The 24,016-nt window shown below is 41.2% G+C and carries 22 protein-coding genes and 2 pseudogenes; 14 read left to right on the top strand and 10 right to left on the bottom strand.

The annotated features are described in order from the left end of the window. Nucleotides 1-11 precede the first annotated feature (11 nt). From V7K56_RS08110 to V7K56_RS08090, 5 genes are all read right to left on the bottom strand, one after another. A complete protein-coding gene (locus tag V7K56_RS08110) occupies nucleotides 12-2,171 on the bottom strand; it encodes a GumC family protein (protein WP_334909297.1) in 2,160 nt (719 codons plus the stop codon). Nucleotides 2,172-2,387: 216 nt separating this feature from the next. Beyond that, nucleotides 2,388-3,749, bottom strand: a complete 1,362-nt coding sequence (locus V7K56_RS08105) for a polysaccharide biosynthesis/export family protein (protein ID WP_334909295.1) — start codon at nucleotides 3,747-3,749, stop codon at nucleotides 2,388-2,390. 232 nt (nucleotides 3,750-3,981) lie between these two features. Next, a complete protein-coding gene (locus V7K56_RS08100) occupies nucleotides 3,982-4,704 on the bottom strand; it encodes a cyanoexosortase B system-associated protein (protein WP_334909293.1) in 723 nt (240 codons plus the stop codon). A 314-nt stretch (nucleotides 4,705-5,018) separates the two neighbouring features. Next, on the bottom strand, nucleotides 5,019-5,912 hold the full coding sequence (crtB, locus tag V7K56_RS08095; RefSeq protein WP_334909291.1) for a cyanoexosortase B: 894 nt from the start codon (nucleotides 5,910-5,912) through the stop codon (nucleotides 5,019-5,021). 110 nt (nucleotides 5,913-6,022) lie between these two features. Beyond that, a complete protein-coding gene (locus tag V7K56_RS08090; protein ID WP_334909289.1) occupies nucleotides 6,023-7,216 on the bottom strand; it encodes a DegT/DnrJ/EryC1/StrS family aminotransferase in 1,194 nt (397 codons plus the stop codon). Nucleotides 7,217-7,959: 743 nt separating this feature from the next. Between V7K56_RS08090 and V7K56_RS08085 the strand changes: the two genes are divergently transcribed. Continuing rightward, a complete protein-coding gene (locus V7K56_RS08085; protein ID WP_334909348.1) occupies nucleotides 7,960-9,513 on the top strand; it encodes a GAF domain-containing sensor histidine kinase in 1,554 nt (517 codons plus the stop codon). 343 nt (nucleotides 9,514-9,856) lie between these two features. Beyond that, nucleotides 9,857-11,275 carry an IctB family putative bicarbonate transporter gene (locus V7K56_RS08080; RefSeq protein WP_334909287.1) on the top strand — a complete coding sequence of 473 codons (1,419 nt, stop codon included), beginning with the start codon at nucleotides 9,857-9,859 and terminating at the stop codon, nucleotides 11,273-11,275. Nucleotides 11,276-11,448: 173 nt separating this feature from the next. Here V7K56_RS08080 and smpB read toward each other — a convergent pair whose 3' ends face one another. Further along, nucleotides 11,449-11,916, bottom strand: a complete 468-nt coding sequence (gene smpB / locus V7K56_RS08075) for an SsrA-binding protein SmpB (protein ID WP_094349892.1) — start codon at nucleotides 11,914-11,916, stop codon at nucleotides 11,449-11,451. 657 nt (nucleotides 11,917-12,573) lie between these two features. Here smpB and V7K56_RS08070 point away from each other — a divergent pair. From V7K56_RS08070 to V7K56_RS08055, 4 genes and pseudogenes are all read left to right on the top strand, one after another. Then, nucleotides 12,574-13,257 (top strand): response regulator transcription factor, encoded by a 684-nt coding sequence (locus V7K56_RS08070; RefSeq protein ID WP_334909285.1) that lies wholly within the window; start codon nucleotides 12,574-12,576, stop codon nucleotides 13,255-13,257. 27 nt (nucleotides 13,258-13,284) lie between these two features. Further along, nucleotides 13,285-13,650: pseudogene (locus V7K56_RS08065) on the top strand (cysteine desulfurase); the annotation flags it as partial. Between the two features lie 46 nt (nucleotides 13,651-13,696). Then, on the top strand, nucleotides 13,697-13,924 hold the full coding sequence (locus tag V7K56_RS08060; RefSeq protein WP_334909283.1) for a hypothetical protein: 228 nt from the start codon (nucleotides 13,697-13,699) through the stop codon (nucleotides 13,922-13,924). A gap of 116 nt (nucleotides 13,925-14,040) precedes the next feature. After that, entirely contained in the window at nucleotides 14,041-14,196 is a 156-nt protein-coding gene (locus V7K56_RS08055) for a hypothetical protein (protein WP_334909281.1), read from the top strand. Nucleotides 14,197-14,221: 25 nt separating this feature from the next. Here the strand turns inward: V7K56_RS08055 and V7K56_RS08050 are convergent, their stop codons facing one another. Next, entirely contained in the window at nucleotides 14,222-15,913 is a 1,692-nt protein-coding gene (locus V7K56_RS08050) for an AIPR family protein (protein WP_334909279.1), read from the bottom strand. Nucleotides 15,914-16,106: 193 nt separating this feature from the next. Between V7K56_RS08050 and rbsK the strand changes: the two genes are divergently transcribed. Beyond that, nucleotides 16,107-17,048: a ribokinase gene (gene rbsK / locus V7K56_RS08045; RefSeq protein ID WP_334909277.1), complete on the top strand. Its 942-nt coding sequence runs from the start codon at nucleotides 16,107-16,109 to the stop codon at nucleotides 17,046-17,048. Here rbsK and V7K56_RS08040 read toward each other — a convergent pair. Further along, the gene (locus V7K56_RS08040; RefSeq protein WP_334909275.1) at nucleotides 17,039-17,218 is read right to left on the bottom strand and encodes a hypothetical protein; all 180 of its coding nucleotides are present in this window, start codon (nucleotides 17,216-17,218) and stop codon (nucleotides 17,039-17,041) included. The two genes, rbsK and V7K56_RS08040, sit on opposite strands and share 10 nt — an antisense overlap. 170 nt (nucleotides 17,219-17,388) lie before the next feature. On the opposite strand from V7K56_RS08040, the gene V7K56_RS08035 reads away from it, so the two are divergent. Then, nucleotides 17,389-17,766 (top strand): hypothetical protein, encoded by a 378-nt coding sequence (locus tag V7K56_RS08035; RefSeq protein WP_334909273.1) that lies wholly within the window; start codon nucleotides 17,389-17,391, stop codon nucleotides 17,764-17,766. Nucleotides 17,767-17,894: 128 nt separating this feature from the next. Then, nucleotides 17,895-18,536 carry a transaldolase family protein gene (locus tag V7K56_RS08030; RefSeq protein ID WP_334909271.1) on the top strand — a complete coding sequence of 214 codons (642 nt, stop codon included), beginning with the start codon at nucleotides 17,895-17,897 and terminating at the stop codon, nucleotides 18,534-18,536. Between the two features lie 11 nt (nucleotides 18,537-18,547). On the opposite strand, the gene V7K56_RS08025 is transcribed toward V7K56_RS08030, so the two are convergent. Continuing rightward, on the bottom strand, nucleotides 18,548-19,462 hold the full coding sequence (locus tag V7K56_RS08025) for a LysR family transcriptional regulator (protein ID WP_334909269.1): 915 nt from the start codon (nucleotides 19,460-19,462) through the stop codon (nucleotides 18,548-18,550). Between the two features lie 277 nt (nucleotides 19,463-19,739). Between V7K56_RS08025 and V7K56_RS08020 the strand changes: the two genes are divergently transcribed. The 4 genes from V7K56_RS08020 to V7K56_RS08005 all read left to right on the top strand — a co-directional run bounded on the left by V7K56_RS08020 (nucleotide 19,740) and on the right by V7K56_RS08005 (nucleotide 21,638). Then, nucleotides 19,740-19,919: a hypothetical protein gene (locus V7K56_RS08020; protein ID WP_334909267.1), complete on the top strand. Its 180-nt coding sequence runs from the start codon at nucleotides 19,740-19,742 to the stop codon at nucleotides 19,917-19,919. A gap of 4 nt (nucleotides 19,920-19,923) precedes the next feature. Next, nucleotides 19,924-20,580: a glutathione S-transferase family protein gene (locus V7K56_RS08015; RefSeq protein WP_334909265.1), complete on the top strand. Its 657-nt coding sequence runs from the start codon at nucleotides 19,924-19,926 to the stop codon at nucleotides 20,578-20,580. 22 nt (nucleotides 20,581-20,602) lie between these two features. Beyond that, nucleotides 20,603-21,073 carry a GNAT family N-acetyltransferase gene (locus V7K56_RS08010; RefSeq protein ID WP_334909263.1) on the top strand — a complete coding sequence of 157 codons (471 nt, stop codon included), beginning with the start codon at nucleotides 20,603-20,605 and terminating at the stop codon, nucleotides 21,071-21,073. Between the two features lie 379 nt (nucleotides 21,074-21,452). After that, nucleotides 21,453-21,638: a hypothetical protein gene (locus V7K56_RS08005; protein WP_334909261.1), complete on the top strand. Its 186-nt coding sequence runs from the start codon at nucleotides 21,453-21,455 to the stop codon at nucleotides 21,636-21,638. A gap of 278 nt (nucleotides 21,639-21,916) precedes the next feature. Here the strand turns inward: V7K56_RS08005 and V7K56_RS08000 are convergent. After that, nucleotides 21,917-22,090, bottom strand: a pseudogene (locus tag V7K56_RS08000) (late competence development ComFB family protein); the annotation flags it as partial. Nucleotides 22,091-22,431: 341 nt separating this feature from the next. On the opposite strand from V7K56_RS08000, the gene V7K56_RS07995 reads away from it, so the two are divergent. Continuing rightward, complete coding sequence (locus tag V7K56_RS07995) at nucleotides 22,432-23,982, top strand: GMC family oxidoreductase (protein ID WP_334909259.1); 1,551 nt, start codon at nucleotides 22,432-22,434, stop codon at nucleotides 23,980-23,982. The last annotated feature ends 34 nt before the right edge of the window (nucleotides 23,983-24,016 follow it).

The raw sequence follows: 24,016 nt of genomic DNA, 5'->3' as shown, positions 1-24,016 counted from the left end.
TTTGAAAACTATTAGTTTTTGTTAGCACTTGCTGAAACTTCTTCAGATGAAAATGTTGATGATCTTGCAACTTCTTCAGGTACAGAAACGATGATATCAGCACCATTAATAATTGCTCCCAATAACCCCAGTTCAGATTCAACCAATTGATCGATAGCTTCAGCTAGCATATTCTCTTGCGTATAGTTTGGTCGCGCCACTAGTACGATTCCATCACTGTAGGGTTGAATTAACAAAGGATCATTTGATGTACTGAGGGGACTAGTATCTAAGATAACTAAATCAAACCGTTCACGGACATCTTCTAAGAGCCGCCGCATTTCGCTGGATTCAAGAATAGCAGCAGATTGCCGTACTGGGCCAGGACTGGGAAGAATGTATAAATTTGCAATATCAGGAACTAAACGAATACACTCACTCAAATTAGCGTAATAACGCAGGGGTTCAATAGTGGCCTCAGAGTCAGGAATTACTTTTAACGATGTACAACGGGAAGGCGATCGCAAATCTGTTTCGATAATCAAGGTTCTTTTACCAGCACGGGCGGAAGCGACACCCAAATTATAAGCACTTGCCGTTTTACCCTCTAGACTACCGGTGCTAGTAACCAATACTACCTTTAAGTTTTTACCACCAATCCGGCGCATATTACTACGGAATTTCTCATAAAATTCTAAATAAGGAGAATCTTGGGAAAATACCACCGGCACAGCATCTGGCTCCAAATCATCAACTGGCATTAAAGGCAATTCTCCCAACAGTGCCACTTCTCGTTGCTTGAGGCTCTCGCGGATATCCTCCTTGGTTTTGAAAGTCCCTTCCAGCGCTCCCAACAAAAATATCACCCCACCACCAACCAACACACCTAAGAAACCACCCACAGCAAGGGTAATAGGCACACTCTTCGGAGGTTTGGGATCGACAGTGACTGCGGGGCGTCTGGCAATGTTGAGGCTGCTAGTAGTTTCTGCCTCTGCAGTTTTCGCATCGGTTAGCTTCGCCTGCATTTGGTCATAGATGCCTTTTTTGAGTCCAACCTCTTGTTCTAAACGCGATCGCTCTAATTGCTTATTTGGTATCAAAGAATACTCTCGTCGTAGCAGTGCTTCTTGTTGGATTTCTTGAGCTAGTTGTTGTTGCAGTGTCTCCCGTTGGGTTTGTAAAGCCACCATTTGGTTTGCCAATTGCTGGCGTGTTGGATCTAAGCTGCTTTGAGTACGAATACCTGCAACGCTACCCTGAAGCGGAGCCGCCGTCCCACCACCACCTAAAACTTCAGCAGCGCGTTGTTGTAGTAATTCCTCAGTAGCTTGTTTCTGACGCATTAACTGCACCATCGTTGGATGTTCCGGCCGCAAATCTTTTCTGAGTACGGCGATTTGCGATTCAGTTTGATAAATTTGCGATCGTAAGTTACCAATAATTGGATCGGCACTCAAAGCAGAAGAAACATAAGCTTGTCCGACTGATAAGCCTAACTTATTTTGTAAACTGCGAACTTGACCATCAACTCCAGAAATAGTTAATTGAATTTGCCGTTGTAGATTTTGACTGGCAGTAATGGCGCTTAACAAGCTGCCATTCTCTGCTGCTAATATTGCGGTTCGCTCTATGCGATCGTACTGTTCCAGCTTCTTTTCAGCAATTTGCAATTCCCGTTTAGCTTGTGGGGTGCGATCGTTAATCTTTTGAATAATTGCTTGTAATCGCCCAGTATTGATGTCACTACTCACCTTGATCATTGCTTGCATCAATTCTGTCAAGACCTGGATAGCTCGTCTGGCGTCAGTATCTACATATTTCAGTTCAAAGAAAGGAGATTCTAATTCTCCACTTTTAGCACTTTTTTTAGGTAAAGTAAGAGCAAGACTTGCGCCGAGTTGTTTCGGTTTGACACCGACTTTCTCTGCCACGCCTGCAATTATCTGGTTTGATAGTAAAACATCTTCATTCAGTTCCTTTCCTTGCTGTTGGATTTCATTACCAGTGGCAGAGAAAGAAACTGGCGGGCCACTATAACTAAGTGCCCCAGATGCTATATAACTAGTAGGTGGATCTGGTTGCATAGCTACTATAGTTGACCCGGCGACAACTAAAGCAAAACTAGCTAGTCCAATCCATTTATATTTATCAAAAGCAATAAGATAGCGTTTAACAATTGGTGGGGTCATGGTCGCTTCGCTCCAATTCAAAATTTAAAATACAAAATTCAAAATTTAGGAAGCACCAAACAAAGATAGTGGCTTTGATACAAGGACGCTATCAACTTCCTACTGTATATATCGGTTGATATCTTTAAAATTTTTCCATTAATAAATTCAAAGATTGGTTAAAAATGTGGCTTCCTACGCTCCAAACTATTTTTAGCTTGCATCCTTCTTTTAATGTTAATAATTTCGTCTACCACCGACGTTGTCAAAAAACCGGAGAAAGGATTGAACATTGAAAAAAGGTTGGGTAATAGTGGTCAGGAAATTAGTAATTCTACCAATGAGATTCCGACCAACAACAATAACATCATTATCTTGAAGTGCCACATTTTGAGACGCATCACCGCCTAGAGCTTTTTTAGCATCAAGTTTTTGGGTAACAGCTCTGCCTCGTTCCGAATCAAAACGAACCAGAGCGATATCTCTCAAATTAGCAGTGTCTAGATTTACTCCTCCCAAAGCATCAACAAATGTACTGCCATTAGGCAGTGCTTGAATGGAAAGACCACCCGCAGCATAGTTTAAAACTCGGACTCTAATTTGTGGTGTGGCTAAGGATGAACGTGCTACTAAATTGCGATCATAACCGTCCTCATTACCGACTTCGCGACGGGGCACAAGTATCGCATCTCCGTCTTGTAAGCGTAAATTCGGGATTGAACCACCATTTTGCAGTGCTGCATATAAATCAATAGTTTGTGAAATCACAGAACCATCGATTAACTTTCGGCGTACTTGCACCTGTCGTAGGTCTGCATTCAACGTTGAACCACCAGATATTAATAAAGCATCAGCAACGCGGGGTGTTGGTGAATTAATTGGATAAATTCCTGGTCGAAATATTTCCCCGCTAATAGTAATTTGAACTGGTCGTGTTCCTGCCAAGGATACTACCACGATTGGATCTGGGAAAAAGCGACTTAAGCCCAAGCGAATTTTTTCTTGAGCTTCTTCCAAGGTTAAACCTTTTAATGACACCGTTCCCACTTGCGGCACGATGATGTTGCCTTCTGGACTAATTACAGCTTGAAAACTGAGGTCTTGACGCTGCGTTGCTAAGGCTAAAACTATTATTGGATCAACTACATAACGATTTAAACCCAAGCGAATTTTTTCTTGAGCTTCTTCCAAAGTTAAACCTTGTAAAGAAACTGTTCCCAATAACGGCACCGCAATATTACCTTCTGGGTTGATTAAAGCTTGAAAGCTCAAATCTGGAAAGCGCTGAACCGAAACGCTAATTCCATCTCCTATACCTAAGCGGTATGGACCTGGAGGACGCTGAAGCACAACACCAATTGCATCTCCTGGTCCCAAGAGATAGCGACTGAGTTGTGGAGAAATTTCTTCATTCGTACCTGGAGGTACAACCTCAGTACCTGGCAAAGGCGAAGGAAATAACCCTGGTGATTGTCCTTGAGATGGAAAAGGCTGGGCAACAACAAGTTGGATAGGTGTTGTTAAAAAAACTCCTACTTGAAGACTGACAAAACATAAGGCGCTGAATCCACGCATATAATAACTGGGATCTATGAACATCGGTGCAGAAAATATTTATATAGAAATTAGTAGCGCCGAGTGGTTATTTTACTCTAAACATGTCTTAGATGTCTCTCTTATCTACAAGTATTTACCAAGAGAAACAGAATAACTTTGCTAAATTTAATTTCTAACTTCATATTGTCAACATCTTTTAAGTGAGTTTCAGCCTGAACACAATTTATAGAGATACTTTTGATGAATCTCTGCATAAAGACATCTATAACAGACTCTACAAAGGGCCTGCCATTAATGCAGCTTGCACTGTTTCTCCAATAGACTGAGCTAAAGACCAAGATGTTTCTACCTGCCCCAAAGGTTCCATTGGAATCAGAATGCTCACACCAACCCAAGGAATACGTTGCTTGCGCCACTGTGCCAGTTGATCCGCCAAGAACCAGTGAAAAGGTGATGGATTTCCGCCGTCTGGCATAGCATACCATTGCAAAACAGCGAAGGTTTGCTGTGGTGTGGAGGCGCGAAAAAACCTAGCTTCTACTTTAGTTTCGATATTAGAAGCCAACTTTGCAGATGGTTTGACAGTAAATTCCGCAGAACGAGATTGAGCTACATCCCACTTTCCCCAACGTGACCTTCCCCAACCATTAACGTCTGTCCACTCTACCTCTGGTTGATCCATAGGCCCATTTTGTGGCAACAAAAGCAGGATTGCTTGGGATTCGGAACTTTCTTTTTTAATTACCTGTAAAGACCAATTATGTTCACCAATTTGCTGTTCAGATTGTTCAATGGTTTGCCAACCAGAAAGGGTTAACCCAGTCTTGCGGATCTGTTTTAATTCGTGGAGGGTAGGAACAGCAGGCGGCTGTTTCCATTGCCAGTGTCCTGTCAGATATCCGGGAACCCCTGCCATTGCTAGCAGCACTAGCAATAACAAAAGTGCTGCTACCTGAGTCAATTGGTTTTCCTTAAAAAATTTAGAGAAGGAAATCATCAGTAAAATTTGCAATACTTAGGCAAAATTTTACTTTATAAAATCACATTGTGAGTTCAGTAATATTTAGGACTTACGTATAAGTGATGAAAGATTAAGGAAGTTGAGAGTGGGGAGTAGAGGAGATGAGGGAGCAGGAGGGCACAGGGAGAGAGGACAAGGGGACAAGAGGACAAGGGGGACAAGGGGAAATTATTGAACAAGTTTCTCCCCGAAGTTCTGAGCGCCGGAAGCCGGCGCTCAGACTTCTCTCCTTGTCTCCCCCCTCTTCCTTGTCTACCTTGTCTCTTCTCAATGCCCAATACCCAATGCCTCTAACTTTCTGCTTCTTGCTCAGTTTCTAGAGATGCGGAAAAATAGCTATTAATCCAATTCAGTAAGGGCACTAGTGACACCAGCATACAAGCAGAGTAGAGATCGCCACCCCAACCCTCATGCAGCCATTTAAAAGCCGCTTCTTGACCCGTGCCGTGAAAGAAAGTCAGTAAAGTATTACGAATAATATTGGCACTAATACTAACGATCGCAGCAAGAGATAAAAACGATATAGTTGTCCGCCGTGAAGACAAAGCATCTGTCCAATAAAGCAGCATCAAACCAACGTAGAAAGTCGTAAATAACATTTTCAGCCCTGCACAATAGGGAGCAACTTCTACAATCCGTCCTCCCACGTAAAGATTGATCTCATCTACGGTTACTTCCATACCAAATTGATTCAGTATGAAGCCTGCTGTGCCAGCGATGAAGCTTTGCAGAGGCATTGTATAGGGAGCAATGAGATAGGGTAATGCTGTTGGGGTGGCTAAAAATACTAGTAGTAGGGGGAATCCTTGTAATTGCAAACCTGCTATTCCCTTAAACCACAAGCATAATCCGACTAATATCACGGGCAAGGAAAGGTTAACCCACTCTGTAACACCGCTAAGATAAAAAACTGCCCCTAATAACAATAAAACAGCGCCTAAAGGATTGATGGTATCTGGCAAACGTCTCCACTTTTTCCGGTTCATCCAGCCCAGATAAGCCGCAAATGGTAGACCAATAATCCCGTGGCTGAAATATTCGTGTTCTGTACTGATATTTTTGTGTAGCCAACCATCTAACCAGTGTAGCAATATCGGAGCATAAAGCAGCAGCAAAACGCCTAAAATAGCTATATTTAACAAGCCTGATGCGTTTATGTTTTTAACCTGTTGCTGGAGTGCCATGATTTTAAGTAATTCAAAAACTTTGGTTATTAGTCATTAGTCATTGGTCATTTGCAAAGGACAAATGACAAATGTCTAATTGTTAGATGCACATTAAGTATGAATTAACTTCAGGCTACCACGCTGCCAAGGTCAGCAGGAGATAGATTATCTACCTGATAACTTGTTGAGACTGCATTGGCGATCGCTGCTACAACTTCTTTAACTTGGCTACTACTCAAACCAGGATACATCGGTAATGATAATATTTGCTTTGACAACTTTTCTGCTTGGGGAAAATCTCCCGGTTGATAGCCTAAGTTAGTGAATGCTGGCTGGAGATGACAAGGAATTGGGTAGTGAATGCCAGTTTGAATTCCTGCCGCTGCGAGTTTTTCCTGGAGTTGCTGGCGTTTTATTGGGCAAGAATCATCTACTTTAATCACATAAAGATGATAAACGTGTCCTGTATCACTTTGGTTTTCTATAGGGATAATCCCAGCAGTTGCCAAAGGTGCTAGTTCACTATCATACTGCTGGGCAATAGTCAGGCGATCGCGATTCCACTGGGGTAAATATGGAAGTTTTTTGTGCAAAATTGCTGCTTGCAAAGTATCCAAGCGGCTATTCGTACCTAGTTCAGTATGAAAATACTTTTGCGATGCACCATAATTTCGCAAGCGCACCATTTTCTGGGCTACATCTGAATCTCGTGTCAGCAGCATTCCCCCATCTCCAAATGCTCCCAAATTTTTGCTGGGATAGAAACTAAAAGCTGCTGCTATTCCTATTGAACCAGCGTAATATCCGTCTCTTTGGGCAAGATGTGCTTGAGCAGCATCTTCAAAAATTAGGAGTTTGTAGGTATCGGCAAAGTTTATTAGATCGCGTGGTGATACCATCTGACCATAGAGGTGCACAGGGATAATTGCTTTGGTTTGAGGCGTAATTGCCTTTGCAGCGGTTTCTAAGTCAATTAAAGCAGTTTGACGATCGCAATCTACCAAAATTGGCTTGGCGCCAGCACGTAGCACCCCAATTAAGGTGGCGATAAAAGTATTTGCAGGTAAAATCACTTCATCGCCAGCACCAATATTACACGCTTGCAATCCCAGAGCGATCGCATCTGTTCCTGATGCCACACCAACTCCATAAGCTGCCCCAGATACTGCCGCAAATGCTGCTTCAAAATCTGAGAGTGCTTGCCCTAAAATAAAATCTCCCCGTTCCAATACAGATTGGATTGCATCTTGCAATTGCGTTTGAATTGGTTCGTGTTGTAACTTCAGGTCTACAAAAGGAACTCTAATAGTCATTTTATTCATTACCAGTCGTCCTCAAAAAATGTTTCCTCGCATAGAAAAAATAGAAAACCTTGTACAATTTTCGGCATGAAATTGTAATAGATTTAATCTATTGGATAAAGGCTTAGATCAACTATTTAGTCGGTTATAGTTAATTCAAAATCACGCCCTCTTAAGTTGAGCGCCCGAAGTTGCCATCAGACTTCTCTGAAGCCGCCACTCCAACTTCTCTTAAAATTCAAAAAGTTTAGAAACTGGGCTTTTCAATAATTTGGTAGCTTGCTAATCCGTAGGGATATGGTTGACCTATTTAGGTCATTCTGCACTAGGATTATCATCTCTGGGTGCTAGCTGTTATCAGTAAAATATCTATATTTAATTACACTAACATCTATTTTTTAAGTAAATTTACTTTGAGTATTCCAGGAAAAATTTTTCATTATTTATATACATAAAGAATGACAGCCCCTTTGTATTGTATCCTTAGCATTAGCTTACCCTAGCTGAATCCAAATCTAACGCAGTCTGATTGCAAAATCTCAAGCAATAAAGACTACACCAGTGCTAAATAAAGAACATTCAGCACCAGTAACTAGTAACTAGCAGACACTATATCTTGGCTTAATGAAAGGGAGAAAAAATTTTTGCCCTAAATTTGTTTGTCAGAGGCAAAATTAGGGAATGCTTAAAAATAGCAATTGATAACCTAGAAATAGAACTTGGATCAATTACAAAATCAAGAAATTATTAAGGTAGCAGTGGCAATGATAGAGCATGAAAACAAATTATTTGCCCTAAAGGATGGTTGGGATTCTCATGAATCAAGAGAACAGCAACGCCTCAAAGCTTTGTCGGATTTAGGTTTGCGGCAGTCAGAAACGATTCCGGTTTTTGAAGAAGCCACACAGACTGCCGCCCGCTTTTTGGAAGCACCAATTTCCATATTGGGATTTGTGGATCAAGAACGCCATTGGTTCAAGTCGGCGGTAGGCTTATCTAGGCTGGGATTAATGAATCATTTGGCACAAAGCCGCCAACTACTACGCCGGGAGTCATTTTGTACTCAGGTAGTAGATAGTTTTCAAGTATTTGTAATTAATGATACGCATAAACTTACAGATGCAGTACTTGCTAGCAGCAAGTTAGTGCAAGATTATGGTATTCGTGCTTATTTAGGAGCACCATTAATTGATGCTGAGGGACATTGTTTAGGTGCATTGGCGGTGATGGATTTAGTGCCGCGCAATTTTACACCCCGAGACATTGAGTTTTTACAAATCATCGCTCGTTGGAGCATGAGTGAATTTGAACGTAACCTACTCCTGCAAGGGAAACTCGAATCAAGCGCTCCCAGGAACATTCCGATATTTTCACTAAATGAGGAACGTAACACTGAGATTAAAATCACTGCATCCACTCAAGATAGCGATTCTGTTTCTACGAAGCAACTGAAGTTAGAACTTTTGAGTCAGCTAACTCAGGAGTTACGCACACCTTTAACATCTGTACTCGGTATGGCTAGTGTTTTAGGACGTGAGATTTATGGGCCTTTGACGACTAAGCAGAGAGAATATTTGGAAATTATCCAACATAGTGGTCGGTACTTACTTTCCCTAGTAAACGAAATTACCGAACTTGGAGCTATGGATGAAAACTCAACTGTGCTAAATCTAGCTCCCGTGGATATTGAAATGCTATGCCAACAAGCTATCAATACCCTCGAAGAAGTAGCTAATCGCCGCGAGCAAGATATTCGCCTGTCTATAGAACCGGGACGCAGTCGCATTTGCCCTTTAGATAAAGACAAGGTGCGGCAAATCCTCTATCACCTGATTTTCAGTGTGATTCAACTTTCGGCTACAGGTAGCATTGTTCGCATTCATGTTTCTTATAAAGAAGATACGCTCAACATTACTATTTGGGTTTCCCATCCCTGGTTAGGGGATGGCATAACTGAGGTAGATCCTTACTTCCGTCTCAATTCTTTGTCACTGCTGGAGCTTACAGGTGAGGTTGCAACTTACAATACTTATACAGAAAGACAAGAGCAACTAGATACTTCATCACTAGCAGTGGAGAATTCCAAAAACCTGAGTGATTCCCACTCAAATTTCTTTGCTACTAATTCAGGTATAAAATTAGCTAAATCACATGGAAGTTTTTCTCGTGAAAGCTTGGGTTTATTACTAAGTTGTCAACTGGCAGAATTGCATGGCGGACATATTTTGATTCAAGGTTCACCAGAGTCAGGATATCGTTATGTGCTTTCTTTGCCGCTACAACTGGCGACTTCCTCACCAGCAATTAGCGATGTCTGATCGTGGGGATTGGGAAAGGTGGGGCCCCTTCTGGGGATAAGGGGTAATGGAGATTGGGAAAGACGTATTTTCTATCTATAATTTCATCATTAATTCGTAGCGAATTCTCTGTGTGCTTCTGCGCTTACCTATGCCTTTAAATTTCAACCCTCAATTCACCACCATTTTACGTCAAGCTGTACTAAGTATATGAAGAACTATCTTAACTTCCTATTGGCTGATGGCTAAAAATAAGAGCGCCATCACGCGATCTGCAATCTCTGTTATTACCTTTTTATAGCTATAGGCATTATGATCGATTCCAAGTTCTGCGTCGGCAGGCTAATTGATCGCAATGTTTTTTATGAATTTAGTCTGGCAACGATTTACTCTATCAACTTTACCGCTCAAAGAATATCTTGCTACTAGTTATGTACACCGCTCTCTGGTGGGACTACTAAGTTCTTGGCGGCAAACTAGCGTCTTGCTCCAGTGGGGAGATGCGATCGCAGCTGCTTTACTCAGCTTAATATATGCTCTTGCTCCTTTTGCTTCAAGTACGTTGGTGGGTTTTTTGCTGGTGGCTTGTGTCGGATTTTGGCTGTTGTTGACTTTATCTGATCAAGTAACATCAACAAATGTCTCATCAGTCACTCCGATTCACCTGCTGGTATTGCTCTACTGGGGAGTTGCCGCAGTCGCAACAGCATTATCACCAGTGAAAAAAGCGGCACTCAACGACTTGGGAACGTTGACCTTGTATTTGCTACTATTTACCCTTTGTGCCAGGGTATTAAGGTCGCCTCGTCTCCGTTCCTGGATTATCATCCTTTATCTGCACGTATCGTTAATTGTTAGTGTATATGGGTTGCGGCAATGGTTTTTTGGAGCCACAGCACTGGCAACTTGGGTTGATCCAGAATCTCCGATGTCTAAGACTACAAGAGTCTACAGTTATTTAGGCAATCCTAACTTATTGGCTGGATACCTCTTACCAGCAGTAATTTTTAGCTTAGTGGCAATTTTTGCATGGCAAAGCTGGCCTAAGAAAGCTCTTGCATTAACAATGCTAATTGTCAATAGTTCTTGCCTAATTCTAACTTTTAGTCGTGGCGGTTGGATTGGATTAGTGGTGTCAGTTTTAGCTGTGATGGCATTGCTAGTTTATTGGAAAAGCGTGGAAATGCCTCGTTTTTGGCGTACTTGGTCACTACCGATTGTCTTGGGAGGTTTGATCGGCGTATTGTTGCTAGCAGTGATATTTGTAGAGCCAGTGCGGCTGCGAGTATTCAGTATTTTTGCCGACCGTAGAGATAGCAGCAATAATTTTCGCCGAAATGTATGGGATGCTGTTTTTGAGATGATTCGCGATCGCCCGATTTTCGGCATTGGACCTGGTCACAACTCTTTTAATAAAGTTTATCCCCTCTACCAACGTCCTCGTTACACTGCTTTGAGCGCCTATTCGATATTGTTTGAAGTGACTGTAGAAATTGGCTTTGTTGGTTTAGCCTGCTTTCTCTGGCTACTAATTGTCACATTTAATACAGCACTTTTGCAAGTGCGACGATTGCGACAAATCAGAAGTTTAGAGGGATTTTGGTTAATAGGAGCGATCGCTATTTTGTTGGGTATGCTAGCTCACGGTACCGTAGATACTGTCTGGTATCGTCCTGAAGTCAATACCCTCTGGTGGCTGATCGTTGCCTTAATTGCCAGCTATTGGACACCTTTAGCTCAAAACCAGACGAATTCAACTAACTTAGAACCAGCAACAAACTAATATAAATAAGTTGTCAGTTGTTTTCTTAGCGAACAACTGACAACTTTTGAATTTTGCATAAATAAATATTAAATTGTCTAGTGCAGTACGGCGTAAATAAACTACCCATTCAAAACCAATTTTCATAGCAATCAGTTTCTCATTCTTACTGTGGTAGTTTAGCAAACCGATCCTCAATAGCTTTTCATCGCCCGTTGAATGTCACGCTGGTCTTGGCGTCGTTTCAGGTCTTCTCGTTTATCGTGGAGCTTTTTACCTTTGCCAAGGGCTATACTCACTTTTAGCCAGCCTCGTTTAAGATACATTTTCAAAGGGATTAAAGTTAAACCTTGCTGTTCTACTTTGCCAATTAGCTTACGGAGTTCTTGGCGATGCAATAGTAGCTTGCGTGTACGCCGTGGTTCATGATTGAAATATTGTCCACTAGCGTTGTAAGGCGAGATATGCACATTGATCAACCATGCTTCGCCATTGCGAAGCAAAGCATAGCCATCTTGGAGATTGACTTTCCCCGCACGAATCGATTTCACCTCTGTTCCTGTCAACTCAATTCCAGCTTCGTAAGTTTCTAGAATTTCATACAAATAACGGGCTTGACGGTTGTCGCAAATAACTTTGTAACCTTCGTTCTTGTCGCTCATTGATAATTTTGTGTGCTTTAAATGTACCTAAAAAATTATTTGGATTGGCTTGTGAATTATACGGTATATCTTAGAACCGCTATAAGTGGTGAACTATATATCACTAATTTAGCTTTTCTAAGTTCACAATTAAGGTTTTCTGGCAACTTTTAAGTTAGCTGATACAGATTACCTCTAAGATTTCACAGAACAAGTTACTCAAGCAACTTGTCTAATCAAGCCTGATTTTGTGCAGTTTCACAAATAGGACTTACGCATCAAGTAGGGGTAATACCCTGTGGGAAGCCGCTTCTCTACGAAAAACTCCGCGTAATTTGCTTGTTTGCGTTTACATGAATTGTCTCTACAGAAAATCAAGATTTTCACTTCCTTTTTGCATCAGTCCTGACAAAGAATTGGTATGACGCTAATGACGATCAGTTGTTACAAATTACAAAGCTCTCTATGCCTCCTAAGCACAGGGAGTCTAAGGTGGTTACACTTCGTTAACCTTCCTAATGATTTAAGATTTTCCTTATAAATAAGCCCTCAGAGCAGTCATTAGTTGGTAATCCTGTCATAGTATGAAACATAAGAACACTATTATTATCTGTGTTTATTAACGGAGTACATAAAAATAAATTTCTGAGTATAAAAAATGCTAGGGGTGTATTATCCATGCCCTTGACGATCCTTGTAGTGGATGATGATTTGGGCACTCGTCTGTCTGTTAGCGACTATCTTGAACTGTCTGGCTACTCAGTGATCACGGCTAATGACGGTCAAGAGGCTTTGTTTATGGTGGATGAGTATCATCCTGATTTGATTGTCACGGATATTGTTATGCCACAGATGAATGGCTATGAACTGGTGCGCCGAGTGCGTCAACAACCAGTGTTTCGTTTATTGCCTGTAATTTTATTAACGGCACGCATTAAGACTCAAGAAAGAATTCTGGGTTACCAGTCAGGGTGCGATTTATATTTACCCAAGCCTTTTGAACTGGAAGAGTTAGCAGCAGCAATCCGCAATCTTTTGGAGCGATCGCAAATTATCCAATCAGAATATCGTTTTTCTCATAAAGACAGTTTGGGCATTTCCGGCTTGACAAAAGCGGAGGATGCCCATAATTCTCTGTCTACTCAAACTCAGAAATCCCGTCTGCACTCAGCCCTGACTGATAGAGAACAGGAAGTCTTAGAGTTATTGACTCATGGTCTTTCTAATGCCGACATGGGTCATCAACTACACCTGAGTCCTCGAACCGTAGAAAAATACGTTAGCAGTTTATTGAGAAAAACCTCAACCAGCAACCGCGCGGAATTAGTCCGTTTTGCGATGAAGCATGGTTTAGTGGAATAAAAGTTAGGAGTTAAAAGTGAGGAGTATCGCGCCTTTGCCCAATTAGCTGAAATTCCTGGTTTAATTCCTACAGGGGATGTTTGCGATCGTTTACCTCACCATATAAATATGTGTTTAGAAAACGCCGATGGAGAAAAACTCAGCGGTAAAACCTTGGTACGGCAATTAAACCTTGCTGGTATTGGTATCAATGCTGGTGCTGCTTGTCATAGTGGTAAACTTAGCCATAGCCCAATATTGTTAGCAATGGGTTATTCCGAAAAAGCTGCCTTGGGGGGAATTCGCATCACATTGGGACGTGATACGACGGAAGCTGATATAGATTGGACGGTAATGGTGTTGAAGCAAGTTTTGCAAAGGCTAACACCTGATTTATCTCTAGTTAAGCGTTGATCGCTCATACTAAAATTGAGATATAGCATTTGTCGGAGTGTTTTCTATGTCCCTGCAAAAGCTTAAAGAGCAAGCCCGTCAACTGCCAGCGAGCGATCGCCTTGAACTCGTCCGTGCGATTATTGAATCCTTGCAAGATGTTCCAACCCAATCACCTGAGCGATCGCGCATCATCAAGCAGATGAAAGGTTTATTGAAGACCGACCAGCCAGCGCCGACTGATGAACAAGTGGAGTTCATGCTAGAAGAGCGTCGGGTGGAGAAATATCTTTAGTGAGAGTTTTGATTGATACCAACATCGTTCTAGATTATTTGCTAGATTGAGAGCCATTTTTGCAAAATGCCCAAGCTCTGTTTAATTTGATCGATTCTAGACAAGTGGTTAGATGCATGACTGCAACAACACTCACTGATATTTTCTATATCGCCCGCAGACAAACTCGAAGTATTGAACTTGCTAGACAGGGAGTTTCAACCATATTGGCGGTTTTGGTTATTTGCTCTGTAAATTGGGCTATTTTAGAAGCAGCTTTTACATCTGGTTAGAAGGCTGCAATCAAAATTATGTTGTTTACTGAACTGGAAGATATTCTAAAATTAAATTTTTTAGAGATTTGTAATTTTCTAAATTCCTGAAAAATTGATATACTAATTTCTGAGGATATTTACTATTTAAACCCTCCAATGTTTTGGTAATTACATTATCTATTAACTGAGGAAGTTCATTTTCAAGATATTTCTCAAAATCTGAATCAGAAACAAATAATTTATTTTTTCCTACATAAGTAAATATCATGTGAAGAATAAACCTATTACCGTATATACAAGTTCCTTTCTCTTTGTCAACATTACTATTTTGTTTTTGAGTTAGTTTAGTATCTAACACGCGCATTATTTGAATCTTGCGCCAAATCGTTATTGCCGTAATGTTTTCATGAAAAAGCTCCGTATAAGGAGGTTTGTTAACATCTTCCCATAGCTTACCTATTTTATCTTTCGCCATAAGTGTATAGCGTATTTCATATAAACTACACGATAGCGCTACAATTGCTTCTTCAAAGCTACAATTTTTACTATCTACTGGTGATTTTTTATCATTTCTTTTGTAAGAATAATTAATGCCAGCTAAAGCAAAGTCTATCTTTAATTTTTCTTGCAGAGAATCTAGTGAAATAAAATCACGATTTTCGACTTTATTTTGAGTATTAGTAGCTTTGGTCACTCTAAGAGAAAAATCTGGAGGGCAATTCTCTAAAGAGATTAGTTTTATAAATACTTTAGCCTGATTAACTTTTTCAGCATCTTTTTTATAAGTATTACCTATAGTTCCAACTGTTTGTGCCCCATTTACAATGGAGATTCCTTCGCAGTGAAAGTATCCAATTGACTTATCTGACCCACCCATAGGTTTTTTGTGTATTTTATGACATAAAACTGTCACTCCATTATTTAAATATAAAAAGTTATGTGGCGCGCTTAATAAAGTATCTTGAATACCATCATTTACATCACTCAAACCAACAAAACTTCGGATATTTTTTGAAAATAAACTCTCTCCATTTACTAACCAAATTTCCGCCAAAGTTTGAGCATCGATTTGTCCATATATTGCTTGGTAAGGTTCCTCTATTTGTCCCCAGCTTGTTAAATTTAAATCTGCGTTAACAGGTTGACCTTCCAAGCTTGCTGATAATGCTTTATGAGCTTCATATAGAGAAAATGTTTCCCAAAAAAATAATTCGCTAGCTTCATTATTTTCTTCTAATAAGTTTGATATTATTTGGCGATTATTCTCACCCAATTTTGTACCTGAATAAGCAAGAATAATTTTAACTTTTACGCTATAATCAGCCAATGCTTTCTCTATTAAAATCTGTTTATTCTTGGCTTTTGGATTAAACTTTTCAAATTTAAAATCAATTATATCTTTGATACCTTGTATAAACTTATGTATCTCACCTGCATCAGGTTCTCCGTTGCCAGATTCAATCCATTTTGATTGAACTATCCAAAATATTTTTTCACTTTCATCATAGTAGATAGCATCAATTCCATTATCTCCATAGCCATCGACAATTGCCTGAGCAGCAATTTCAGGTTCCAATGATGCAAGGCTCATTAAGCTATAGGCGGCATAACTTCTTGAGAGTAACACTTTCTGCTTTTCTGACTCAGGTTTGTTCAAATGATCTGATATGTCAATTAATCCAGTCAGTGTTTCGTTTAATTTATTTTTAATATGTGTTAATTGAAGCTTTACCACCTTATAGCCTCCTCTTGATTAAATGTTCTCAAAGGGATAAATTTACTTACAGTATAACTAAGTATATTTTTTTTGGTTGTGTTCAATGTTTCTATGTCTTAGTACATACCTGAGTACTGTATTAGCGTAGTATGAACCACTGTGATCGCATCCTGTAATATCAATCTGAATAACTTTAAGATCGATCGGCATCATGAGTATTATCGTCTTCGGCAGTATCAATATAGACTTGGTAGCAACAACACCACGGTTGCCAGTCGCAGGAGAAACGTTACTAGGAGAAGCATTTTTTAAAGTTTCGGGAGGTAAAGGAGCCAATCAAGCCGTAGCATTAGCAAAATTGGGCATTCCTACCCAGATTGTGGGGCGTGTAGGTGCAGACGATTTTGGTAAGGAACTTGTTAACAATTTGCAAGCATCTGGTGTACAGACTAATAATATTTTTGTGGATGAAACTGTTAGTTCTGGAGTCGCTATTGTCACTGTGAGTCAAGCTGGTGAAAATCAAATTGTCGTCATTCCTGGTGCAAATGGGCGCGTCAATCAAGAAGATGTAGAGCGATTATCCCACTTTTTACCAGCAGCTACAGCACTACTTTTACAACTAGAAATTCCTATTACTGCCGTGGTTGCTGCTGCTCAACTGGCACGACGTAGAAACATAAAAGTGATTTTTGACCCCGCACCCGCACAATCTAATTTACCAGATGAACTGTATTCATTAGTAGACATTATTACACCAAATGAAGTTGAAGCAGCGCAGTTGGTTGGCTTTCCTGTGGATGGAGAGGAACAAGCAGCTAAAGCAGCTGCGGTTTTATTGCAACGAGGTGTGAAATGTGCGATCGTCAAACTAGGTGCTAAGGGTGTTTTTTGTGCCACTGCTGAAGAAAAGTTTTTTGTACCTGCGTTTTCAGTTCATGCAGTTGACACAGTAGCCGCAGGCGATGCTTTCAATGGTGGTTTAGCAGCGGCACTTTTTGAAGGACTTTCCTTACATCAAGCAGTTGTTTGGGGTGCAGCAGCAGGTGCTTTGACAGCGACAAAACCAGGCGCACAAACTTCTCTACCGAATAGGTTTACATTTGATGCATTTCTTAAGGAAAGGGGAATGAATGGTGGTTTTCAAGGGTAGGTATTTAAAAAAGTATAGATAAACAGGTAAGTCCAGCCTTTACCCAATTCGTAAGCCCTGCGTGTACCAGGGGGATGGTACTCTATGCCAGTGATTTCACCTTGTTTTACTCGCTGTCCAAAGTGGTATTTGGGTAGTGTCCAGGTTTTAGGTAGGTTAATTTTGTTCATTGGTTATTGAAGTCTGAGGAACAATTGTTCCTGAAAAGTTTTGTTTATGGAAACTTTAAATATTTTTAAGTGTGCTTACTGCAACATAAGTTACTGAGGAAAGGTTAAAAAGTAGGGATATTAACCACTTAATAACCAGCATGAATTACGCCAAGCGATTAACAGTTGTATTGTCTGCCGTAACTATTTCAGCTTTAAGTTTTAGTAACGTCGCTTTTGCTCAACGCGCGGAAAAATTTGTCAACGTTGGCTATGACAGCGACGGCGATGCATATTTGCTGGACAGGACTAGTATGCAGAAGAGGGAACCCGGATTTGGCAGCGTTCTCAAGATTTATCAAATGAAAAATAACTTGATGTCTGAATTCCTGGTTCGAACTTCTTGCGGTGATGAAAGTTTGTCGGTTGTCGGTTTTAGAACCTACAGTCAAGACGGAGTTAAGTTGACTGAAGATAAAGTACGCCAACAAGTTCAGCCTAGAACAGACAGTCCCGTAAGCCAAGCAATGACTTACTACTGTCACGCTATTGGCGCTCGTGGTTGGTAATTTAGTGTAAAATACTTATCCAATCGGGGTAAGCAGGGGTAAGCAGAAATATCAGTGCAAAGCTTCTGGACGATGGATGTATGCTGTGTAGCAGGAGAAATGCAGGTAGGAAAAGTGAGGAATTAAGTATGGCACTATATCTAGACTCAGCGATCGCATCGGAAGCTGAAATTGTTAAGCTTTGGGGATGGGTAAAAGGTATTACAACAAATCCCACTTTGTTATCTCAAAGCGATACTCCACCAGAAACCACGCTCAAAAAGTTGATCGCCTTGACAAATGGCCCGTTATACTATCAAATTATGGCATCCGATAAAGCTGGGATGCTAGCTGAAGGTAGAAAAGCTTTCGAGATTATTGGTTCGCAAACAATTTTGAAGATTCCCGCAACACCGTTAGGGTTTGAAGTGGTAGCGAGTCTATCACCAGAAATTACCTGTTCAGTGACAGCGATTTATAGTGCAGCCCAGGCAGCAGTAGCACGAGAAGCAGGAGCTAAAATTGCCATAGCTTATGTAAATCGAGCTACCCGATTGTTAGGTGATGGTATTGCCTTAGTGCGGGATATGGCTAGCGTACTCAAAGGTAGTGATACGGAAATCTTGGCAGCTAGTATCAAATCTCCTGAAGAAGCAGCCGCATCGTTGCAAGCCGGAGCAGATCATTTAACTTTACCACTGGCAATGTTGCAGGCGATCGCAACTCATGAATTCTCACAAAAAACTGTTGAAGAATTCGCTAAAACAGGCATCGGTTTAACTAATTACTAATTTGTATGTGTTCAATAAATGAATTTAGCTAAACTGTAAAAATCAAATTTACTCAACATCTCCAAAAAGGTGAATACCGCAGGCACTTGTAGAGCATTAGATAAAATTGCAGTTGCAATTACTCTTTCGAGCGGTGCAGGTAAACTGTATACCTTCACCTTTGGGGGAATGGGTACAGCTGCTAAACGAGGCATAATAGCTGCTCTCAGTCCTTGATTCACCATACTAACGACTGTGGAATCTTCTTGAATGTCACTAGCAGTATTGATTGGAATTGCAAAAGTCTTCAGGTGGTTGTGAAGAATGCGTCCACAAGGAGTACAAGGAAGCAAAACCGGCGGATAGGCCGCGATATCTTCCCAAGTAATTTTTGGACTGCTAATTTTGGTATCTGGTGGTAATAAAGCTACATACTCATCTCGAAAAATTTCCCAGGTTTCAAATTCTTCACCAGTTGGCAGACAGGTAATACCAATATCGGCACGTCCATCATGCAAACACTGCTCTACATCTGTGAAAGCAGCACACTCTATAATTGTGACAGCAATTTCTGGGAATTGATTGTGAAATTGGGCGTAGGCGTAGCCCGCCGTAGGCATCGCTTTTGGTAATAGATGAGTAGCGACGCTCCGAAAAGCCGCAATTCGCACATGACCGCCGTGTAAACCTTTATGCAGGTTTGCTTCGTGTTGCATCATCTTTAGATGCTGCATTGCTTGACGCGCGTGATACAAAATGCGCTCTCCAGCAGGTGTCAGCACAGCACCGTGACGACCTCTAGCAAATAATAGCACACCCAATTCTTCTTCTAGGGTGGCAATGGCATGACTAATTGCAGGTTGGGAAAGCTGCAATTTTAAGGCTGCCTCACTAAAGTTACCACAATCTGCTACTGCAACTATGGCTCGAAGTTGGGAAAGTTTCATAGGCAATTGATGAGAACAAGGGCATACATATCTGACTTTATTGTGGCAAAAGGTTGTATTAATGATTTTTCATATCTATAAATCCCATTTATAGAACCTATGCAAGCCATGATTTGATTCCTAACTGAGATATTGTTACTGTTTTATTTACTTAGCAACTTTCAAAAATAATTTTATGAACAATAACATTAGGTGTCTATCAACAGAAGATATAGAAATAAATTGTAATCCATCATTCCAGAAAAAAATCCACTCAAACTTTTGGAAATTTCTGTATATGATTTGGGCAAATTTTGTCAAAAAACTTCTAGCACCTCATGAATTACAAGTTTGGCGAAAGGTTGACCGCCACGGTAATATCTATTGGCAAGCTTACGACCCTGTAACCGGAAAATCTTTCTCTTCAGGTTCCGAAACTGATATGTCTATGTGGATTGAACAACTTTATCGGTATTAAAAATATGACACAACTTACTTTGGTAATCGGCAACAAAAATTATTCATCTTGGTCGCTTCGTCCTTGGTTAGCGATGAAACAATTCGGTTTGGAATTCAATGAGATTCGGATTCCTCTCTATAACAATCCAGATTATTCATTGAAAATTCGGCAATATTCGTCATCAGGAAAAGTACCTGTGTTATTGCACGATACGCAAACGGTGTGGGATTCTCTCGCTATTTGTGAATATCTAGCAGAAACATTTCCAACCCTGCAATGGTGGCCAGAGGATAAGGCTGCAAGAGCATTAGCCCGTTCTATCAGTGCGGAAATGCACTCAGGATTTCAAAACTTGCGTCAGAATATGCCGATGAACTGCCGTGCTAAATATCCTGGTAAAGGTTTAGCATCAGTTGTACAACAAGACATTGACCGCATTACCAGTATCTGGCAAGAATCGCGTCAAAAGTTTGGGGCTGGTGGCAATTTTTTATTTGGTAATTTCACGATTGCTGATGCGTTTTTTGCTCCGGTTGTCCTGCGGTTTTTCACTTATGATGTGCAGTTAGATACTGTTTATAGAAGTTATGTGGAATCAGTTTTGGCACTTTCAGCAATGCAAGAGTGGATAAATGCAGCAAAAAATGAGACAGAAATTATTTCCCAATATGAATTTTAGTTAAATAGCAAATAGTGAGAATATGAAGGGTAGAAATATTTTAATTCGAGATGCAAATAAAAAAGATATTCCTGCAATTATGGAATTGATTTATTTGAAAGCCGAATTTGATGGTTATTCTGAATCTTTAGAAGCAAATCCTCAAAAGCTAGAAATTGATTTATTTGGAGAAAAGCCCCTTGCTTTTGTTATTTTAGCTGAGGTTGATGGGGATAGTATTGGGTTGGCAACTTATCACTTTATCTATTCAACTTTTTTAGCAAAACCTGGAATTTGGCTGGATGATTTATATGTCAAAGCTGAATATCGAAGCCACCGAGTTGGTCAAGCACTCATGCTACGCTTGCGCCAAATTGGCAAAGAAAAAGGTTGTGGCAGAATCGATTGGACTGTAGCTGTGTCTAACGAGCGTGGAATCAATTTTTATGAAAGAATAGGTGCAAAGATTATGAATAAACTAAAATTATGTCGCTTAGATAGTCAGATATTATAGTAGGGCGGGTATTACAATAGTTAGTTTGACTGTGCAAGCGTTGGCGTACTCCTACGGAGAAGCAAGCTACGCGTAGCGTCTCGTAGAGAAGCCCGCCGTAGGCATCGCTCGTTTAGAGGGTTACTTAAAACATCGACATAAAACCCCTATTGGTATCCAGGTACTGTGGCGAGGTCAGTTAAAATTGCACGACCTCTGTAAGGGTTGGCAGCTTGCAAAAGAGACTTAACGGGAAAAGTCAGTCAGCTGTCCAATAGGCGATCGCACAGAGCGGCGATGACTTCCTTACATTTCTCTGGTTGAAAAAGTTGTCAATTTTTCCCAAAATGGGAAAATCCAGTTTTTTGGCTAGTCATGGCAGTTACAAAAGTTATGCCTATTGAAAATTTTAGAGTATAACTTTTATAAACGCGCTAATGGAGTTTGGCGATGGCGTAATCACCTGCCGGAGGCAATCGCTGACCACCATAACCAAACATTTTTTAGCTTCTCAAATTTTCACAATATCCGCGATCGCACCAAATCGTCAACGCGGTTATTGTCATTGTTGGCGTGGTGGACTTGAGTGGCTACTGCGTTGCCCTACGACTCAGGCGTGCTGCGTCTCCCACGATCCCTCCTATCCTTTCCAAATTTCTTAAACAAAGCGATCGCCCTCCCCCTCTACAATCGCCGCTGCCTATCTTCACCCTCTCCTTTGGCTGTTGCATCCTAGTGTCAAGGAATAGCGCTCCTCACTACCGCCGCCACAATCGGTAATTCTGCTGAATCAAAACTTCCTGGAGTTGGGCCTGGTCGCCGTGGGCTGGGAATTAGGGATGAACCACCAGTATTATCATCCCCCAATATCTCACCAGTCAATAGCGCACCCATTAGCCGATCCAGCGCCATATACTCTTCAATTGAGAGTTCCGAGGCGTTGTCACAGATTCTACCGACTTCTGCTTCCATTGCTGGTGTCAAATAACCATCTTGGAGAGCTTGTTCTACAATTTTTTTGATACTCATAACGCTCATTATCTTCATGTCTGTAAGTTTTACTGTCAGGGTATCTAATTTTTAGGACTTTTGATATGAAGTTGTAATACCGAAGCGAATTAGTGTAGTCACACATCTAAGTATCGAAGAGTTAGAACAACGTTACTTCAAGCTCAAGATGGGGTAGAAAACTAACTGTTTACAATATTTCTGCTGGGCAAAAATAGCTGGAGTTAATAACGATTATTGAAAAAGCCACTGTTTTTGAGTAATTAATGTCAATAATCAGTAATTTTTGAAAAGATAACTAAAACTAAGGAAATATATTATATCTTATTTTTAGAATTGGTCAAACAAATTCAGACAGTTATTTTTCGACTATGATAAAGTTCGATTCTAAGTATGACTACATTGTTATTGGTGCGGGTTCGGCAGGCTGCGTTGTTGCCAACCGAATGTCACAAAACAGTGATATAACCGTGTTACTCCTGGAAGCAGGCAAAGAGGATACGAAACCGGAGATTCATATTCCAGCCCAATGTCTTAATCTACAAGGCTCCGAGGTGGACTGGGGCTATTTGTCCCAACCAGAACCGTACTTGAATGATCGCAAAATGTTTTGTCCCCGTGGCAAAGTTTTGGGTGGCAGCAGTTCAATTAATCTGATGATTTATATCCGGGGTAATTCTCACGATTATGACCACTGGCAGTCGCTAGGGAATCCCGGCTGGTCGTACCAGGATGTCTTGCCCTATTTTAAGAAATCTGAGAACCAGCAACGCGGTGCCGATGCTTACCACGGGGTTGATGGTGAGTTGAGCGTCACCGATCCGATTTCCCCTGCTGTAGTATCCCAACGCTTTATCGATGCCTGTGTAGCAATGGGATACGACTACAATCCTGATTTCAACGGTGTGCAGCAGTCAGGGGCCGGACTCTACCAGGCGACAATCAAAGATGGTTTTCGACACAGTGCCGCCGCTGCCTTCCTTTTGCCAATTCAAAAGCGTCCTAATTTGACCATAACGACAGGAGCGTTGGTGACTCGCTTGTTGTTTGAGGAAACTCGCGCTGTTGGAGTGGAATATCTGCACGAGGGAATGCTGCATCAGGTCAGGGTCAACCAGGAAGTAATTTTATGTGCGGGCGCGTTCGAGTCACCCAAGTTGCTACTGCAAAGCGGCATTGGCGATGCAGAATATCTACAAGGGCTAGGAATTTCTGTCGTGGCTGATTTGCCAGGGGTTGGTCAAAACCTGCAAGACCACCTTATCGTTCCGGTAGCCCAACAGACGACTCAAGAGGTACACCCTGCCATTACCAGCAATGTGTCTGAAGCCGGACTGTTCTTCCATAGCGAGGGCAACCTAAAGGCTGCACCTGATGTCCAGTTTTTCTTCGGTCCCGATATATATTTACCGCCTGGCTATGTCCGCCCCGATTGGGGATTTACGGGTGTAGTCTCTTTGACTCATTTCCAAAACATTGGCAGTGTCAGTTTACGTTCATCTAACCCCAAAGACGCTCCAGTCATACGGATGAACTATCTGCAAAGTGAAGCTGATGTGCAAAAGCTCGTTGCCGGGATTCGATTAATGCGGCAATTGTTTCAGTCCCGTGCTTTTGATGAGTTTGGCGGTAAGGAAATTGCTCCGGGTGCTGATGTGACCAGCGATGCAGCACTCGTTGCCTACATTAGGGAAGCTTGCAGTACGGGACATCATCCGGCTGGCACTTGCAAAATGGGCACTGACCCAATGGCAGTGGTAGATCCCAAACTGCGAGTACATGGGGTTAAGGGATTGCGGGTTGCGGATGCATCGATCATGCCAACTCTGGTCAGGGGCAACACAAACGCGCCCATCATTATGATTGGCGAAAAAGCAGCCGATCTAATTAAACTGAAGTTCCCCTTTGACAAAAAAGTGTAGTGTGTGCATAGAAGGGCTTTCAGGGATTTTGATT

Source organism: Nostoc sp. (assembly GCF_036917535.1).
Classification (GTDB): Bacteria; Cyanobacteriota; Cyanobacteriia; order Cyanobacteriales; family Nostocaceae; genus Nostoc.
The sequence above is the reverse complement of the archived record's forward strand: the minus strand, read 5'-3'. Positions and strand labels throughout refer to the sequence as shown.

Excerpts from the sequence above, each read along its gene's own strand:
- V7K56_RS08090 (WP_334909289.1), bottom strand. The coding sequence starts at position 7,216 with ATGAATAAAATGACTATTAGAGTTCCTTTTGTAGACCTGAAGTTACAA.
- smpB (WP_094349892.1), bottom strand. The coding sequence starts at position 11,916 with ATGAGCGACAAGAACGAAGGTTACAAAGTTATTTGCGACAACCGTCAA.
- V7K56_RS08015 (WP_334909265.1), top strand. The coding sequence starts at position 19,924 with ATGACACAACTTACTTTGGTAATCGGCAACAAAAATTATTCATCTTGG.
- V7K56_RS08055 (WP_334909281.1), top strand. The coding sequence starts at position 14,041 with ATGACTGCAACAACACTCACTGATATTTTCTATATCGCCCGCAGACAA.
- V7K56_RS08030 (WP_334909271.1), top strand. The coding sequence starts at position 17,895 with ATGGCACTATATCTAGACTCAGCGATCGCATCGGAAGCTGAAATTGTT.
- V7K56_RS08020 (WP_334909267.1), top strand. The coding sequence starts at position 19,740 with ATGATTTGGGCAAATTTTGTCAAAAAACTTCTAGCACCTCATGAATTA.
- rbsK (WP_334909277.1), top strand. The coding sequence starts at position 16,107 with ATGAGTATTATCGTCTTCGGCAGTATCAATATAGACTTGGTAGCAACA.
- V7K56_RS08040 (WP_334909275.1), bottom strand. The coding sequence starts at position 17,218 with ATGAACAAAATTAACCTACCTAAAACCTGGACACTACCCAAATACCAC.
- V7K56_RS08085 (WP_334909348.1), top strand. The coding sequence starts at position 7,960 with ATGATAGAGCATGAAAACAAATTATTTGCCCTAAAGGATGGTTGGGAT.
- crtB (WP_334909291.1), bottom strand. The coding sequence starts at position 5,912 with ATGGCACTCCAGCAACAGGTTAAAAACATAAACGCATCAGGCTTGTTA.
- V7K56_RS08105 (WP_334909295.1), bottom strand. The coding sequence starts at position 3,749 with ATGTTCATAGATCCCAGTTATTATATGCGTGGATTCAGCGCCTTATGT.
- V7K56_RS08010 (WP_334909263.1), top strand. The coding sequence starts at position 20,603 with ATGAAGGGTAGAAATATTTTAATTCGAGATGCAAATAAAAAAGATATT.
- V7K56_RS08025 (WP_334909269.1), bottom strand. The coding sequence starts at position 19,462 with ATGAAACTTTCCCAACTTCGAGCCATAGTTGCAGTAGCAGATTGTGGT.
- V7K56_RS08070 (WP_334909285.1), top strand. The coding sequence starts at position 12,574 with ATGCCCTTGACGATCCTTGTAGTGGATGATGATTTGGGCACTCGTCTG.
- V7K56_RS08110 (WP_334909297.1), bottom strand. The coding sequence starts at position 2,171 with ATGACCCCACCAATTGTTAAACGCTATCTTATTGCTTTTGATAAATAT.
- V7K56_RS07995 (WP_334909259.1), top strand. The coding sequence starts at position 22,432 with ATGATAAAGTTCGATTCTAAGTATGACTACATTGTTATTGGTGCGGGT.
- V7K56_RS08080 (WP_334909287.1), top strand. The coding sequence starts at position 9,857 with ATGAATTTAGTCTGGCAACGATTTACTCTATCAACTTTACCGCTCAAA.
- V7K56_RS08060 (WP_334909283.1), top strand. The coding sequence starts at position 13,697 with ATGTCCCTGCAAAAGCTTAAAGAGCAAGCCCGTCAACTGCCAGCGAGC.
- V7K56_RS08100 (WP_334909293.1), bottom strand. The coding sequence starts at position 4,704 with ATGATTTCCTTCTCTAAATTTTTTAAGGAAAACCAATTGACTCAGGTA.